The following is a 16,187-nucleotide window of genomic DNA, read 5'->3' as shown; positions in this document are numbered from 1 at the left end:
GGGAGTGTAAATTATTTTGTGTAAATGATTAAATTAATTATTGAAAGACTATACTTTAAACAATGTGCTCTTACCTACTAGGGGGATAGGGCAATGCTGGGGAGCAACCCGAGCACCTAGTAGGGTTCTGTACAAAAGGAGAGAGGGTGATCCCCTCTCTTTTCCTTTTGGGAGAACGAAAGCGATAAACCCTTGGGGCATCGCCCCAACACGTAACATAACAAACATAATTGACTATTTCCCAAGTCGACCCTCAAACATAATTTCAAACTGTTGTCTACATTCTAACCATCCAGGAACAGAGTTAGTCCATTTATCCGTAACCCCTATTGTAGCTAGATAGACAATCTTTCTTAAAGCATTGTCGGTTGGATAAGCAGTCTTTGTTTTAGTTACCTTTCTCAGTTGTCTATGGAACGCTTCAATGGTGTTTGTGGTATAGATTAATTTTCTAATTTCAACTGGGTAAGAAAAAAAGGTAGTCAATTCAATCCAATTTGTCTCCCAGGATTTAATAATGGAAGGATATTTCTGACCCCATTTCTCTTTAAAGTCATTGAAGGCTTTCTCAGCATGTTCAATTGTGAAGGCCTTATATACCTTTTTTAAATCGTCCATGACTTCCTTGCGATTTTTGGAAGGAACAAACTTTACGTTATTCCGTAATTGATGAATGATACATGTTTGAATGTCAGTCTTAGGGAAAGTTGCATTAATAGCCTCAGAGAAGCCAGAAAGCCCGTCCTTACAAGCAATTAGGATATCCTGAACCCCACGACTTTTTATTTCTTGGCACACATTAAGCCAAAAACTAGCACTCTCATTTTCACCAATCCAAATGCCGAGAATGTCCTTAATACCATCGGTATTAATGCCTAAAACAGTGTAAGCTGCTTTACTGATAATTCTATTCTCATGTTTAACTTTAAAATGGATGGCATCTAAAAACACTATTGGGTATACAGGGTCTAGTAGACGCGATTGCCATTCATAAACTAGTGGCAAAATCTTATCTGTAACCTTACTTACTAAGCTAGGAGATACATTAATACCATAAATATCTTTCATATGATCTTCGATGTCTCGTGTGGACATACCTTTAGAATATAATGCAATAATCTGGTCCTCTAATCCATTGATGGATGTTTCATACTTTTTAATAATTTGAGGCTCGTATTCGCCCATTCGGTCTCTTGGAATTTTTAAATCTGTTTCACCCAACTTAGTTTTAATAGTCTTTTTACTATACCCATTACGACTATTTCCCGAGTTATTACCAGCCGAATTATGTTTGGAGTACCCTAGGTGTTCCTCAATTTCGGCTTCAAAAACCTGTTGTAGTGTTTCCTTAAATAGATCCTTCATCATTAAATGAATATCATCAACTGTTTCACATTGACTAGCTAATTCCCTAATTGTCATATCCCAAAATTTTTGCATAATTGATCATCTCCTTAATTGGCAAGTATAACCATTTACACAAAATTTTAGACGTTCTCAAGGATTCCGACTATTTACTCAAAAAACGTCAAAATAGGTCATTTTCCTTTGCTTAACCGGAAAACCTCCGCTTATTTCCCCCGAACCAAGCCCTATTACGAAGTTTAACCGGAAATCTCCGCTTATTTAAAACGGAACGGCTAACCTTAAATAGATTAGGGGGGAATCTACTACTTCTAGATCATTTCAATAGAAGAGGCAAGGCAAAATGTTTAACTAGTTGAATATTTAAAATAATTAATTAAATCAAGATAGAAGTATGTTAAAATACAGTAAATGAAAGTACGGGAGGATTTTTATGGGTGGTTTCTTTGGACATGATTATTCCAAATATCCGTTTGCTTTTTTTTCTTTTGAACATTTGATAGTCTTGGTATTATTCTTTTTTCTAACGTTTGCTTTGTATCGCTTCAGAAACCACATTTTCAAATATGATTTATGGATTAGGTCAGTTTTTTTTATTACACTATTGAGTCTCGAGTTATTTTATCACTTATGGCTATATCAAGGTGGGAATTGGGATATTACGTATACCCTCCCATTTCAACTCTGTTCAATTAGTTTGATTTTAAGTTTAATTTTATTAATTACGAATTCGAAATTTCTCGCCAATGTTTTGTACTTTATTGGCGGTGTTGGTGCTTTTGCTGCTCTCTTAACCCCAGAGCTCTTTTTAGGTTTTCCTCATTTTCGCTTTTTTCAATTTTTTATTACCCATATGGTTATTATTTGGACAGCACTTTATTACGTTTGGGTTAAAGGTTTTTATCCAAAAAGTAAGGGAGTATGGTTGGCATTTTTATTCCTAAACCTGAGCGCTTTTAGTGCATTTTGTGTAAATCATCTAACTGGTGGTAATTATATGTTTTTAGCACAACAACCAGAAAACGCTTCCCTAATAGATTATTTAGGACCATATCCATATTATATTTTTTCGTTAGAAGGATTGGCACTCGGTCTGTTTTGGCTATTATGGTTACCTTTTGCTAAGAAAAAGAATGTTCATTCGCAAACTAGTTAAATAGAAATTTCCTTTTCATAGAGGAGAATAGTTTCATAATTAATATAGCAATGTCACAAAACGTTTCTTGAAACTTCATTACCAATTAGCTACAGTAATATAGAAGTAACAATTAGAAGTAGGTGTCTGATTTGGAAAAGCGGTATTTTACAATTGGGATGGCGGGACATATTGACCATGGAAAAACCTCGTTAACAAAGGCACTAACCAATGTCGATACAGATCGCCTAAAGGAAGAAAAGGAAAGACAAATTTCGATTGAACTTGGCTTTGCTCCACTTTATGAAGATAAAGAACTACAAATATCCGTTATTGATGTTCCTGGGCATGAACGATTCATTCGACAAATGATCGCTGGTGTAGCGGGAATTGATCTTGTTGTCCTAGTGGTGGCAGGTGACGAAGGAGTTATGCCGCAAACAAGAGAGCACTTAGATATATTAGGCTTTCTTGGAATTAAAAATGGGATTATTGCCATTACAAAAATCGATCGTGTAGATGAGGAATTTACTGATCTTGTGAAAGACGATATTCTCGGAGAATTAGAAGGAACCGTATTCGAAAAATCACCATTTATATTAGTGGATAGTATATCAGGTAAGGGAATTGAAGATTTAAAGCACTTAATTATTACCTCGTTAAAGGAACAAGCTACACGTAATTCAAAAGGGGCATTTAGATTGCCAATTGATCAGGTTTTTACAGTCAAGGGTCAAGGAACTGTTGTCCGTGGTACGGTTTACGAAGGAATGGTTGAAGAAGGTCAAATTCTAAAAATAATGCCTAAAGGGACTGAGGTACGTGCTAGGCAGATTCAAGTGCATCACCAGTCTTCAACTAAAGCATATGCAGGTCAACGCGCAGCAATAAATATTTCAGGTGTTTCGAAAGAAGATTTGGAACGCGGAGATGTTCTTGTATCCTCTGAACATTTTATCGTTACAAATATGATTGATGTCGCGATTCAAGTCGTTGAGGACCTTGATCATATGGTTAAACAACGAATGCCCATTAAACTACATATTGGTACAACAGAAGTGATGGGGCGAATTGTCTTTTTTGATCGTAATGAATTGAAGGAAGACAATCAGGAAATTTTGTGTCAGCTTCGATTGGAAGAAGAGATTGTCACGAAGCGGGGTGACCGCTTTATCATCCGCAGACCAAGTCCACAAGAAACAATAGGTGGCGGCTGGGTAATAGATCCCAGTGGAAATAAATATCGTTATGGTGGAAAAACGATTGAAGAGCTCGAAAAAAAGAAAGTTGGTTCACCAACTGAACGGATAACTGCTGCTTTGTATGAGGCTAAAAGCGTATCTTTGAATGAACTAATAAAACGCACCTCTTTAGATGAAGAAACGGTAAGCGAAAATCTTAAACAAGAAGGGTTTATTTTTTACAATGGAAAAGAGTATACTCTTCAGCTTTTAATTGATGGAATAGAAGAAGAGATGATCGGAAGATTGGAAATTTATCATGATGACTATCCAATGAAACAGGGGTTAAATAAAGCAGAACTTTTCCAAGTTATGACGAATCGGTATCCAAAGGACTTACTTGATTTTACTGTTGAAAAAAGTATCGAAAATGGAAAGCTTACTAGGAAAGGACAATTTGTATCATTAGCAGAATTCCAACCACATGTCTCTAAAAGCTGGCAAAAAAGAGTTGATAATTTATTGGTGGAATTAAATAAGGATGGGCTGAAAACTCAATATTTTATCGATTATATAAAAAAGGCAGGGATACCAGACCTACTTGTGCCTGATTTAAAAAGGTTCCTAGAGGAACAGGAATTCATTGTACCACTGGATGATCAATATTATTATCATGGCGAAGTTTTTAAAAAAGCGGTTGATCTATTAAGAAACGGGACTGATTCAGAGTTTGAAGTGGGTGAAGCAAAGGAAATTTTGGAATTGTCTCGTAAATATATGATTCCGTTTTTGGAGCGTTTAGATTCAAAGGGCTTAACTAAAAGGATGGAAAACAAACGAGTTTGGACCTAATCGTTTTAAAAAACAGCGACTTTTTATAAAGTGGCTGTTTTTTTATGAAAATGAAAAGGTTTTTTTAAATCTATATCAAATTATATAAAGATAAAATAAGAATTGAGGTGTGTATATGAATCCATTTGTATTTTCATGTATTGCTCCACATGGTGGCGAAATAATCCCTGAATTAGAGGGAAGTCAACCAAAGAGAATGTCATTAACACGTGAAAGTTTAATACGACTGGGAAATGAAATGAATAATGCAAATCCTGATACAATCATCGTCCTAACTCCCCATGGAACTCGGATAAATGGACAATTTTCAATTTCTGATTCCGAAAGAATGGAGGGCTCCGTAGCCGAGAATGAAGCTACCTTTTCAATGAATAGAAAGATTGATAGATACCTAGCGAAAAATATCGCAGAAGCGGTTGCAAAGGCAAATTTACCTGTAGGAACAATAAACTATGCAACTGCAGCAGGACCTTTTTCATGCTTGCCTCTTGATTGGGGGGCAATAGTTCCACTTAGATTTATGCCGGATGTGCCAATTGTTGTCATAACTCCCTCAAGGGAACTTTCCTATGAAAAACATCTTCAGTTTGGAAAAGCATTAAGAGAGGCTGTCCAAGCATCCAAAAAACGGATAGGTTTGATTGCTAGTTGTGATTGGTCTCATACTCATGACGAGAATGGACCATATGGTTATCATTTAGCAGCTAAAGAACTTGATCAGGAGGTTGTTACCTTAATTAGGCAAAATCAATTAGAAAAAATGAGTGATTTTACTGATGATTTTGTGGATGCAGCAAAGCCTGATGGAATATGGCAAACATTAATTCTTGCTGGGGCAATACTACCGGAAGAACGTCAAGTGAAGTTACTATCGTATGAAGCTCCAACTTATTTTGGGTTATTATGTGCTAGTATATAAGGATTCATCAAAATGAACTAATATAAAACCCCCTAGTAAATAAAACTAGGGGTTGTGTTTTTCTAAAGTATTAGCAGTCTTCAGATTTATGAATGTGTAGGGGAGGAGGAACTAACCAACCTTTTTCTTTGATAAGTCGTAAATATTTTCCACCAAGAGTTGCTTTTTGTGTGTGGAATTGGCCAAACATCATGATAATATCTTCTCTTATCGATTGTCCCATCATCGTGCTGCATGCTACAAGACCTGCTGCAATATCTGCAGCAACAGCTGCTGCGATCTCATTATCAAGAAATCTTGCTCCTACTGGTATTTCTTCCAAACAAGCTTTTGGACGCTCAGGAGGTGTAGGAGGAAGTCCAATTCCATTTTCCTTTAACAGGACCTCTATCTGTTTTACTTCTTGCTGACATCCTTCAATTGCCTCGACGACAAGTTTATACAAATCGGAATCTCCGACATGGTTTAACATTGTTTGATATCCTGCAATCTTACCTTTTGCCCCAAATAAATAGGACCATGACCCATGAACTTCACCATAATGCATTGGTTCCTCTTTCGGGTTTCCACTTAAAATTCCCATCGTAAACCTCCTAAGTACATTCATGTTTGTGCCACCCTTCTTGGAATTGCGCACATAGATATATTGTCCTTGTAGGTACCTGATAATACAGCATGAAGTTGGCAATTTTATGTCATTAGGTACCGTTTTTAAGTTCAAAAATGAAGGGAATGCTATTGACGAGGGGGGATTTATTTTGTTTGATGACAAAAAAATCATAAAAGCAATTAAACAAGAAGCATTTCCGTTCGAAAGCAAAAGTGATTTATCAGCTCTTATTGAGGCAGTCGGTGAGTGTCCATTTGTGTTACTTGGCGAGGCATCGCACGGAACTTCAGAATTTTATGAAGTAAGGACTGAAATATCAAAAATACTTATTCAAGAAAAAGGATTTCAAGTTATTGGAGTAGAAGGGGATTGGCCTTCCTGTTTTACAGTAAACAATTTTGTTAAAGGTTTTAATCCAAGTACAGCGTTAGACGCACTAAAGGACTTTAATCGTTGGCCAACATGGATGTGGGCGAATGAGGAAGTACTATCATTAATAAAATGGTTAAAAGAATACAACCAGAAAACACAAAATAACGTTGGTTTTTACGGTTTAGATGTTTATAGTCTTTGGGAATCGATGGAAGAAATTATTAGACAACTAGAGAAAAGTGGGTCAGGAGATGTTGAAAAGGCAAAAAAAGCCCTTTCGTGTTTCGAACCCTTCCATAGAAAACCAGAAAGTTATGGAATTTCAGCTGCCTTCTATGGAGAGGATTGCTTAGATGAGGTAACAGAACTACTAACAACTTTACGCAAAAATCATCTTCAATATGAAAATGGTCATGAAGAATCACTTAATTTGAAAGTAAATGGACTTGTAGCCCTCAATGCTGAACATTATTATCAATCAATGGTCAAAGGTGGACCTGATGATTGGAATATTCGAGACCATCACATGGTAAGTGCAATCGAGGAGATTGTTAAGTATTATGGGGAAGGAACAAAGGTTATCATTTGGGAACACAATACCCATATTGGTGATGCAAGGGCAACTGATATGGCTAAGGAAGGTTTAGTAAATGTTGGACAAATTCTCCGTGAAAAGTATGGTAAGGATCAAGTATATGCAGTTGGGTTTGGAACTCATAGAGGTACAGTTATGGCGGCTAATCGCTGGGGAGAAGAAATGGAAGTAATGAATGTTCCGCAGGCTGCTTTAGGAAGCTGGGAGGATTTAATGCATGCTGCTGGTCCAAATGATAAATATATCCTCTTTAATAATGAAAATGCTCACTTTTTTAACAATGAAATTGGACATCGAGCTATTGGAGTAGTGTATAATCCTGAATATGAGCATCTTGGTAACTATGTACCTTCTGTCATGTCGGAACGATACGATGCATTTATCTTTATTGATGAAACAAAAGCTTTAACGCCAATTGAATTAGCTTCATTATTAACATAGTTATGAAACCCCTGTTTATAGCAGGGGTTTTGAATAAATGCTTTACTGTCAAGAGGAGAGGGAATTTTGAAAAATGTATTATTGTATTCGCTGGTCATTCTTTTAATTGCAACTCTTTTTAGCTTTTTCCTAGGTTATTGGAAAATAGGAATTTTTATTGGATTTGTCTTTACAGGAGTTGTTTCCAGCGCTGGATTAATTTATTCGTTAAAAGGGCAAGAGTATGTTCATAAGTCCTGGCATAGTGATTATGTGAACCGTGCAAAAAAGTATAGAGATTAGAAATTCTTGAAGTTTTTACTTTAATTTCAAGAGTTTACGGTAAGCTGAAAAATGGACTTAAGAAAATTGTTAGTTATACTATTTATATAATAGATTTTTTTCAGAAAAGAAATTATCTAGTAAAACAGAAGTAATGTTTATGAAAGTTTGGTAAATCATAAAACGATATGAAAAAGGATGATGTTAAATGTTTGATGTAGCAATTATTGGTGCAGGAGCAGCTGGTGGAAGTGCAGCTATATTTACAGCAAAGGCTGGTAAAAAAACATTACTAATCGATAGCGATCAAAGTATGACTAAAAGAGCCTGGTTAGAAAATCACTACGGTGTAGATGCCATTACTGGACCTGCCTTAATTGAGATTGGAACAAAACAAGCTACAAAATTTGGTGCTGAATTAGTACAAGAAAAAGTGGTTGCTATTGAAAAGCAAGCTGATGGATTTTTAATTAAATCTGAAGGGAATTCTTATGAAGCAAAAAATATCATTATTGCTACAGGTGCTCTAGTGACACTTGCAGATAGTGTTGGTTTAAATACAAAAGATGGTACTGAGCCAAGAATTAAAACAGTATTTGATGTAGATGGACAAGGTAAAACAAATATTGATGGAATTTGGGCAGCTGGTACATGTGCTGGAGTAAGTGTACATACCATTATTACAGCTGGTGATGGAGCGAAAGTGGCAATTAATCTTATTAGTGAACTTAATGGTGAGAGATACGTTGATCATGATGTATTAAAATCATAAAACAAAGAAAAAGCTCATTGAACAAAAGTTCAAGAGCTTTTTTTCTATTCTTCAACAATAGTTACTTCTCTCATATTGTCGCCTTGTTTAATTTGGTCAACGTGTTCCATACCTTCAACGACTTTACCAAATACAGTATGAACTCCGTTTAAGTGTGGTTGTGGCTCGAATACGATAAAGAATTGAGAACCACCAGTATCTTTTCCAGCATGTGCCATAGATAGTGATCCACGCTCATGCTTATGAGGATTTCCTTGTGTTTCACATTTAATTGAATAGCCGGGACCACCAGTTCCACGACCCTCTGGGCAACCTCCTTGTGCTACAAATCCAGGAATAACACGGTGGAAGTTCAAACCATTGTAGAATCCGTCTTTAATTAATTTCTCAAAGTTTGCTACCGTTCCAGGAGCTTCCTTCTCAAATAATTCAATTTTTACTTGTCCGCCTTTTTCAAGGTCGATTACTGCGTATTTGCTCATATGTACGAACCCCTTTCAAAATCAATATGTAAAAGCATACCTTTAGATTATAAGCTAAACCGTTTGAAAAGCAAAATGTTTGGCTATTTAAAAAGGTTTTTTCTTTAATCTTATCGAATTAATACTTCTAAAGTTTTTCGAGAAGGAGTGAATAAAATGTTGAAATTAAATTCTTTCAATGACATTCAAACATATAAAAATGAAGTAATCCCTTTTTTAGAACAAGACGAAATCATAAATAATCTGGCTTTAGGCTTATTATTAGGCGTGAAAAATGAGCAACCCATGGTAATGGCAACAGTAACTAAAGAGAATAAGATGGTTATGGCATTATTCCAAACCCACCCAAAACAAATTATTCTTTCAAAAGCAGTTGAATTTACAGTAGATGAAATCCAACAATTAGCGGTTCTATTAGATGAAAATTTAGCTGACATTCCAGGCTTTATAGGAGAAAAAGACTTAACTAATCAGTTAGCAAAAGCAATAACTAATTTACGTAAGCGGGTCCCCCATATTCAAATGAACCAACGTCTGTATAGTTTAAATGAAATTGAGAAAAAACCCGCAGAGAATGGAAAACTGAAAAGGATGGGATTTGTAAATCTTCCTTTAGTAAAAGAATGGGTATATCAATTTTGCATCGATATTAATGAGCCAATGAGTAGAGAAGATGCGGAAGCGAAAGCAAAGGATTTAATTGAAAGAGGTCGCGTGTATGGATGGGAAATAGATGGAGAAATCGTGTCGATGGCAAATGCATCCAGACCGACTAAATCAAACATAACCGTTAATTTTGTTTTTACCCCACTTTCTGAAAGGAAAAAAGGCTATGCTTCTAGCTGTGTTTCAGCTCTAACACATCTAATGTTGAATAGTGGTTATAAAACGACTAGCCTATATACTGACTTGGATAACCCAACCTCTAATAAAATCTATATGGAAATCGGCTATAAACCACTTATCGATTCCATTGTCATTCATTTTAAATAAAGGAGGTAAGAGATATGGCAAATATACATGTACTAGAATTGAAAAATGAAAACTTACAAGGTTCGTATAACAAAGAGTATCAACCAATCCTTACTCTTCAATCAGGTGATTCCATACATTTAAGTACACCTGACATTGGATGGGGGTATAGCCCGAAAAACGGTGAAAGAATTCGTTATTCTTCACGAGAGAAGGAATTGGTGTGGGGGCATCCAATGATTGGCCCCATTAAAGTAAAAGAAGCAATGCCTGGAATGGTTGTAGAAATTAAAATAAACGACATTGTCCCAGGTTGGTATGGATGGAATTGTGCAGCAGGGAAGAGTAGTTGGACGAATGACAGGCTAGATATTTCCCATCTTCCAGAGGTAACACTTGATTGGGATTTAGATACAGAGAAAAACATTGGTACTTGTTCTTATGGAGATAAAAGTTTTTCGATTGAGCTTCATCCGTTTTTAGGTCTAATTGGAACAACTCCAAATGAAGATGGTGTTCAATCGACTATCCCGCCTAGGTACACTGGAGGAAATATTGATTGTAAAGAACTTGTAAAAGGGAGCAGTTTATTTCTACCCGTTGTAGTGGATGGTGCACTCTTAACTGTCGGAGATGGGCATGCTGCCCAGGGGGATGGAGAAGTTTCAGGGCAAGGAATCGAATGTCCAATGGATTTTGTCGATCTAACTATTACCCTACATAAGGATATGTCTCTAACAGTCCCAAGAGCCAAAACGCCTACTGGCTGGATTACATTCGGGTTTGATTTGGATTTAAATAAAGCAACCATTATAGCTCTAGAAGGAATGGTTCGATTAATTGAGGAGCAATATGGACTGGAGAAAGCAGAAGCAACTGCTTTAGCAAGTGTTGTTGTAGATTTAAGAATAACCCAAATTGTCAATGGAACGAAAGGCGTACATGCCGTTTTACCACATGGAGCAATAAGATAAATAAATCCACTTATGAGAAAACCATCTTATAGGTGGTTTTTTTTATAAAATAATAAATTTTGGAAAAGATGTGAAGAGATATGGTAATATAGGAAGAATGTAGAATTGAAAGTAGGGATTATTTTTTGACGAATTTTAAATCACTCGGAATCACCGAAACAATGGTCGACACATTAAAAACACTAGGAATTGCTGTTCCAACACCGATTCAGCAGCAAGCTATTCCATTATTATTAGATGGTAAAGATGTTATAGCCCAATCTCAAACTGGAACAGGTAAGACATTTGCTTTTATTTTACCAATCCTTGAAAAAATTGACTCCAATGAATCACATATTCAAGCCTTAATTGTCACTCCGACAAGAGAGCTTGCTTTGCAAATTACAAATGAGGTAAAAAAATTACTTGAGGAACGACAGGATATTCGGGTCCTAGCCATTTATGGTGGCCAGGATGTTGAGTCTCAATTGAAAAAACTAAAACATGGAAGACATATTGTCATCGGAACTCCAGGAAGATTGCTGGATCACATTAGAAGGGAAACCGTTGATTTTTCTAAATCAAGCTTTCTTGTTCTAGATGAAGCGGATCAAATGCTCCATATTGGTTTTTTACCCGAAGTAGAACGAATTATTGATGAAACTCCAGCAAGTCGTCAAACGATGTTATTTTCGGCAACGATGCCTGATGAGATTCGTCAATTAGCACGTCGTCATATGAAAAATCCTCATAACATTCAAGTTGAAAAAACACAGGCTCCACTTGAAAATATTAAGCAAATTGCCATCAGTACAGATGATCGTGCAAAACAAGGAGATTTAATTGAGTTACTCCATCTATATCGGCCATATCTTGGTGTGATATTTTGTCGTACAAAGCGTAGGGTAACCAAGCTTTATGAAGCTTTAAAGGAAAATGGCTTTAATTGTGATCAGTTACACGGTGACTTGTCACAAGCAAAAAGGGAACAGGTAATGAAGCGATTCAGAAAGGCAGAAATTCAGTTTTTAGTTGCGACAGATGTAGCAGCTAGAGGTCTAGATGTAGAAGGTGTTACGCATGTATTTAACTATGATATTCCCGAAGATACGGAAAGCTATATTCATCGAATTGGTAGAACAGGCAGAGCGGGTGGAGAAGGACTTGCGGTAACACTTTATGCGCCAAAAGATCGTGAAGAGCTCTTACAAATTGAAAAAGATTTAAACCTGACTATCCCTAAAAAGAATATTGGCAATGAGAAAAAGGTGCAGGCAGGAGAAACAGGTTTGGAAAATGGCGATCAAGCCGTTGAAGATCAAAGTAAAAAACGTGCTAGAAGAGGGAAAAACGAAAGAAATGCGAATAGAAGAAGCGATAGTAAAGCTTCTGAATCGAGAAAACCTTCTTCAAGAGGGCAAAGAAATCGAACTGAGGGCTTCCAGGGTTCTGCTCCGAGAAGAGATACAAGAGATGACAAACCAAGAAATCAGACAGAAGGGTTTCAGGGGTCAGTTCCACGGAGAGATTCAAGGGATGACAAACCAAGAAATCGGACGGAAGGGTTTCAGGGTTCGTCTCCAAGAAGAGGTTCAAGGGATGACAAACCAAGAAATCGGACGGAAGGGTTTCAGGGATCAGCTCCGAGAAGAGATTCAAGGGATGACAAACCAAGAAATCGGACGGAAGGGTTTCAGGGGTCAGCTCCGCGAAGAGATTCGAGGGACGATAGACCAAGAAATCGGACAGAAGGGTTCCGGGGCTCTGCTCCAAGAAGAGATTCAAGGGACGAAAGACCAAGAAATCGGACGGAAGGGTTCCAAGGTTCTACCCCGAGAAAAGATTCAAGGAATCATTCTCCTAGAAGTCAAGAGGGTTCTGCGACAAGACGTGGTGAAAACGGAAGTGACCGGAGGGGATCTTCATTTTCGGATAGAAAACCTTTAGGACAACAGGCCAGAAAAAATAATAAAAGTTCAAGACCAAGCTCCAGAAATAAATAATTGTATTGAAAAGGCAGACAAAGTCAACTTAACTTTGTCTGCCTTTTTTTACCAGATAAGAATGTGTATAAAATTCTGCCAATTAGAGCAGTGTCTAGCCCCTTTTCGGGTCTGTCAAGGCACATGTTTATAGTCTCTTCTCCTATTACCTGTTGGCTTACTTTATTATGTAACCTTTAAAAGAAAATAAGAGGAGATTTTACCGTTAAATCTAGAATATAGCTCTTTTCGGGGAAAATAAGGGAAGGATTTACCCTTATTAAGAAAAAAGTCCCCCATTTTTACATTTTTTTAGTAAATAAGGGAAATTTCTTCCTCTATTATGGCTAATTTCAGTGCTCTTTTTAAAATAAGGGAAATTTCTTCCTCTAATATCTCTGGTAGGTTGAAATCCAATGGCAGGCGGAGGGCACCTATCATACGGTTAACGGGCGCTTGCGCTTTTCTTATCTCAAGATTTTTGCTTTTTGACCAGAAAAATCAATATCCTGATAATAACTATTTTTCACTAAAATATTGGGACCAAGGCACTTAACAGCAGGACAATGACAATTTAATTCTGATGCTAAAGAAGTTGCATTCCACTTTTCATAAGCATCAAGCAAATGAGTATTTTGTATATTTCCAAGCGGAGGTGTATCTCCAAAATCAGTGACAATAATATCGCCATTAAAAATATTTACATTTAATCGAGAACGCCCATCAGGATCATTTCGGACCGTTACATTTTTACTAGTATATAAACGGTTAAGTAAACTTAAATCCTCTTCATTCGAGCTACAAGCGTAAAATGGTAATGTACCAAATAACATCCACACATTTTCATCTCGAACATCTAATAAGTGATGTATGGCGGAACGAATTTCATTCAAAGTCAAGGTTTCTAGATTACTGGCAAAGTCACTTGGGTACATTGGGTGCACCTCATGTCTCTGACATAGCATTTCATTAACAATTTGACGATGGATCTTCTCCAAATATGGTAATGTACGCTTATTTAACATCGTTTCAGCTGACACAGTAACTCCAGATTTAACGAGTGCACGGCTATTCTCAATCATTCTCTCAAAATAGCGAATTCGTTGATCATAGCTAGGTTTTGATGCCATTCGTGCAAACCCAGCTTCCGCAAAATCCTCTAACGTTCCCCAATTATGTGAAATATGTAATACATCTAAATAAGGAATAATCATTTCATAACGGGACAAACCCAATGTTAGATTAGAGTTAATTTGTGTACGGACTCCGCGCTCTTGTGCATATTTCAGGATTGGTACTACATAGTTTTTAACAGAAGACAGACTTAACATCGGTTCCCCACCTGTAATACTTAAAGTACGAAGTGTTGGAATTTCGTCTAATCTTTTTAAAATTAAGTCCATCGGTAGAGCGTTCGGGTCTTTCGTCTGTAAAGTATAACCTACTGCACAATGTTCACAACGCATGTTGCAAAGGGTGGTAGTAGTAAATTCAATATTAGTTAAGGTCATCTTCCCATATTGTTCAACATCCAAATAGGCTTCCCATGGGTCATATTGAGGGGTAATAGCTTGCTTGTTCATAAAAAACTCCTTTAATCATACTTACAAAACAATAGTTTACATTATCATCGAAAAGTTTACTAGGATTGTAGGGATAAATAGTATTAATATTTTTTATTAGAGGATTCACGGAAAATATCTAAAAGTAAAAAATCCAGCAAAGAAATAAAGGATTTTTACATTTTTTACCGAATTGTTTTGCAGATGTTAAGTATATTGTTATTGAGAGGGGAATAATTAATGGGGAAAGTTCCATTAAATCGTCAAGTTGATTTAGATTGGATTCGGGTAATTGCTACCTTAATTGTTTTTTTATATCACATTTCAATGTTCTTTAATCCGTTTCCGTGGCATGTGAAAAATAGCACCATTGACCAGAGTTATATTTTAGTATTTTCACTTTTAGTTGGTACATGGATTATGCCAATTTTCTTCGCAATATCCGGTATTACTACTTATCATGCTCTGAAAAGAAGAAGCGGGAAAGAATTTGTTAAAGAAAGGCTTATTCGCTTAGGAATTCCATTAGTTTTTGGGGTACTTGTATTAACACCACCTCAAGTGTATATCGAAAGACTAACACACCAACAATTTAAAGGATCATTTTTTGAGTTTTTATCTCAATATTTTAATGGATTGTACTTGGAAATCAATGGATCAGGTAACTTTGCCTTTTTTGGATTGCATTTATGGTACTTGTTAGTACTGCTTGTATTTTCGATGTTGCTTTTTCCAATATTTCCAAAGATAAAAGAATCGAAGAGTTTTACATATTCTCAATATCTACTCCTACCCATAATCCTACTAATAGTGGCAGCATTTGTAGAGATCGTGAATTTAGGTGGTTGGGGATTACCATATTATTTAGTTATATATTTATTAGGTTACATCTATTTTTCTCAGAATTCGTTTAAAGAATTTATTCGCAATAATAACCTATTAATCGCTGTAGTCACTTTAATAACATCCTTTATTTACATTTTCGGATTTATTAATGATATGGCAGGTAAAAATTCATTTGTATCTTTAATCTTCACTTATATTAAAGTGTTTAATAGTTGGAATTGGTTATTATTTATATTTTATTTAGGTGAAAAATATTTTACGACTCCAAAAAAGGGGTTGAGATATCTAAGTCAAGCAGCGATGCCGTTTTATGTTCTGCATCAACCTATAATAGTGGGTATTGGTTTTTATCTGTATCAACTATCGTGGAGTACACCAAGTAAATTACTATTATTAACCTTGATGTCATTTATCATCATTATGCTAATCTATCATTTTGTCATTCAACATATTTCAATTTTACGTCTTGTTTTTGGGATAAAAGGTAAAAGTAAAAAAGTCACAAAAGACTCTGACATCACTATAGCTGGCAATTAAGTAATGACCTTAACAGATTATGAAAATAGTACTTTGGTATTATTTATGAAAATCCTATACAAAATCAAAATAATTTCTGTATAATAAAATCATCATAAAAAAATTGAATCGGCAAAAAACAGGTGCTAAAAATTCAAAATTTTAGCTTAATAGGGAAGTTGGTGAAAAACCAACGCGGTCCCGCCACTGTAAATGAGAGCAACCTATATAATGTCACTGTCTGATTCCGGATGGGAAGACATAGGAAGCGATGATCATGAGCCAGGAAACCTGCCTGTTTTTATTGCACCAATTGCCTACGCGGATAGGAGGGTGTTAAGTATGTAACGCAGCAGTGTGCGTTTTTGCTT

14 protein-coding genes and 1 riboswitch are annotated in these 16,187 nt (G+C 36.1%); of the genes, 10 read left to right on the top strand and 4 right to left on the bottom strand.

Annotated features, from left to right (window positions below):
• Window positions 1–234: 234 nt before the first annotated feature.
• The gene (locus LRP83_RS12535) at window positions 235–1,440 is read right to left on the bottom strand and encodes an IS256 family transposase (RefSeq protein ID WP_230497033.1); all 1,206 of its coding nucleotides are present in this window, start codon (window positions 1,438–1,440) and stop codon (window positions 235–237) included.
• A 358-nt stretch (window positions 1,441–1,798) separates the two neighbouring features.
• Here LRP83_RS12535 and LRP83_RS12530 point away from each other — a divergent pair, with 358 nt between their 5' ends.
• The 3 genes from LRP83_RS12530 to LRP83_RS12520 all read left to right on the top strand — a co-directional run bounded on the left by LRP83_RS12530 (window position 1,799) and on the right by LRP83_RS12520 (window position 5,452).
• Window positions 1,799–2,521: a YwaF family protein gene (locus LRP83_RS12530; RefSeq protein WP_230497032.1), complete on the top strand. Its 723-nt coding sequence runs from the start codon at window positions 1,799–1,801 to the stop codon at window positions 2,519–2,521.
• A gap of 131 nt (window positions 2,522–2,652) precedes the next feature.
• On the top strand, window positions 2,653–4,533 hold the full coding sequence (selB, locus tag LRP83_RS12525) for a selenocysteine-specific translation elongation factor (RefSeq protein WP_290369547.1): 1,881 nt from the start codon (window positions 2,653–2,655) through the stop codon (window positions 4,531–4,533).
• Between the two features lie 115 nt (window positions 4,534–4,648).
• Window positions 4,649–5,452, top strand: a complete 804-nt coding sequence (locus LRP83_RS12520) for a DODA-type extradiol aromatic ring-opening family dioxygenase (protein ID WP_230497031.1) — start codon at window positions 4,649–4,651, stop codon at window positions 5,450–5,452.
• Window positions 5,453–5,522: 70 nt separating this feature from the next.
• Here LRP83_RS12520 and LRP83_RS12515 read toward each other — a convergent pair whose 3' ends face one another.
• Complete coding sequence (locus LRP83_RS12515) at window positions 5,523–6,035, bottom strand: DUF3231 family protein (RefSeq protein ID WP_230497030.1); 513 nt, start codon at window positions 6,033–6,035, stop codon at window positions 5,523–5,525.
• A 175-nt stretch (window positions 6,036–6,210) separates the two neighbouring features.
• Between LRP83_RS12515 and LRP83_RS12510 the strand changes: the two genes are divergently transcribed.
• The 3 genes from LRP83_RS12510 (at window position 6,211) to LRP83_RS12500 (ending at window position 8,503) form a co-directional block, all read left to right on the top strand.
• A complete protein-coding gene (locus tag LRP83_RS12510) occupies window positions 6,211–7,470 on the top strand; it encodes an erythromycin esterase family protein (protein WP_230497029.1) in 1,260 nt (419 codons plus the stop codon).
• Between the two features lie 66 nt (window positions 7,471–7,536).
• Window positions 7,537–7,752 (top strand): hypothetical protein, encoded by a 216-nt coding sequence (locus LRP83_RS12505; protein ID WP_230497028.1) that lies wholly within the window; start codon window positions 7,537–7,539, stop codon window positions 7,750–7,752.
• Between the two features lie 187 nt (window positions 7,753–7,939).
• Complete coding sequence (locus LRP83_RS12500) at window positions 7,940–8,503, top strand: FAD-dependent oxidoreductase (RefSeq protein ID WP_230497027.1); 564 nt, start codon at window positions 7,940–7,942, stop codon at window positions 8,501–8,503.
• A 44-nt stretch (window positions 8,504–8,547) separates the two neighbouring features.
• Here LRP83_RS12500 and LRP83_RS12495 read toward each other — a convergent pair whose 3' ends face one another.
• A complete protein-coding gene (locus tag LRP83_RS12495) occupies window positions 8,548–8,985 on the bottom strand; it encodes a peptidylprolyl isomerase (protein WP_230497026.1) in 438 nt (145 codons plus the stop codon).
• Between the two features lie 156 nt (window positions 8,986–9,141).
• Here LRP83_RS12495 and LRP83_RS12490 point away from each other — a divergent pair, with 156 nt between their 5' ends.
• The 3 genes from LRP83_RS12490 (at window position 9,142) to LRP83_RS12480 (ending at window position 12,913) form a co-directional block, all read left to right on the top strand.
• A complete protein-coding gene (locus tag LRP83_RS12490) occupies window positions 9,142–9,978 on the top strand; it encodes a GNAT family N-acetyltransferase (protein ID WP_230497025.1) in 837 nt (278 codons plus the stop codon).
• Between the two features lie 14 nt (window positions 9,979–9,992).
• Entirely contained in the window at window positions 9,993–10,931 is a 939-nt protein-coding gene (locus LRP83_RS12485) for an acetamidase/formamidase family protein (RefSeq protein ID WP_230497024.1), read from the top strand.
• A gap of 125 nt (window positions 10,932–11,056) precedes the next feature.
• A complete protein-coding gene (locus LRP83_RS12480; RefSeq protein ID WP_435531352.1) occupies window positions 11,057–12,913 on the top strand; it encodes a DEAD/DEAH box helicase in 1,857 nt (618 codons plus the stop codon).
• 446 nt (window positions 12,914–13,359) lie between these two features.
• On the opposite strand, the gene yfkAB is transcribed toward LRP83_RS12480, so the two are convergent.
• Complete coding sequence (gene yfkAB, locus LRP83_RS12475) at window positions 13,360–14,475, bottom strand: radical SAM/CxCxxxxC motif protein YfkAB (RefSeq protein WP_230497023.1); 1,116 nt, start codon at window positions 14,473–14,475, stop codon at window positions 13,360–13,362.
• 219 nt (window positions 14,476–14,694) lie between these two features.
• Here yfkAB and LRP83_RS12470 point away from each other — a divergent pair, with 219 nt between their 5' ends.
• A complete protein-coding gene (locus LRP83_RS12470) occupies window positions 14,695–15,837 on the top strand; it encodes an acyltransferase family protein (RefSeq protein WP_230497022.1) in 1,143 nt (380 codons plus the stop codon).
• A gap of 103 nt (window positions 15,838–15,940) precedes the next feature.
• A riboswitch (cobalamin riboswitch) is annotated at window positions 15,941–16,129 on the top strand.
• Window positions 16,130–16,187 lie beyond the last annotated feature (58 nt).

This window comes from Pseudoneobacillus rhizosphaerae (genome assembly GCF_917563885.1).
Taxonomy (GTDB): Bacteria; Bacillota; Bacilli; order Bacillales; family Cytobacillaceae; genus Pseudoneobacillus; species Pseudoneobacillus rhizosphaerae.
Note: the sequence above shows the minus strand (reverse complement) of the source record. Positions and strands in the feature narration are given on the sequence as shown.

Coding starts and splice junctions, on each gene's coding strand:
- LRP83_RS12535 (WP_230497033.1), bottom strand. CDS start 1,440: ATGCAAAAATTTTGGGATATGACAATTAGGGAATTAGCTAGTCAATGT.
- LRP83_RS12530 (WP_230497032.1), top strand. CDS start 1,799: ATGGGTGGTTTCTTTGGACATGATTATTCCAAATATCCGTTTGCTTTT.
- LRP83_RS12520 (WP_230497031.1), top strand. CDS start 4,649: ATGAATCCATTTGTATTTTCATGTATTGCTCCACATGGTGGCGAAATA.
- LRP83_RS12515 (WP_230497030.1), bottom strand. CDS start 6,035: ATGGGAATTTTAAGTGGAAACCCGAAAGAGGAACCAATGCATTATGGT.
- LRP83_RS12500 (WP_230497027.1), top strand. CDS start 7,940: ATGTTTGATGTAGCAATTATTGGTGCAGGAGCAGCTGGTGGAAGTGCA.
- LRP83_RS12495 (WP_230497026.1), bottom strand. CDS start 8,985: ATGAGCAAATACGCAGTAATCGACCTTGAAAAAGGCGGACAAGTAAAA.
- LRP83_RS12490 (WP_230497025.1), top strand. CDS start 9,142: ATGTTGAAATTAAATTCTTTCAATGACATTCAAACATATAAAAATGAA.
- LRP83_RS12485 (WP_230497024.1), top strand. CDS start 9,993: ATGGCAAATATACATGTACTAGAATTGAAAAATGAAAACTTACAAGGT.
- yfkAB (WP_230497023.1), bottom strand. CDS start 14,475: ATGAACAAGCAAGCTATTACCCCTCAATATGACCCATGGGAAGCCTAT.
- LRP83_RS12470 (WP_230497022.1), top strand. CDS start 14,695: ATGGGGAAAGTTCCATTAAATCGTCAAGTTGATTTAGATTGGATTCGG.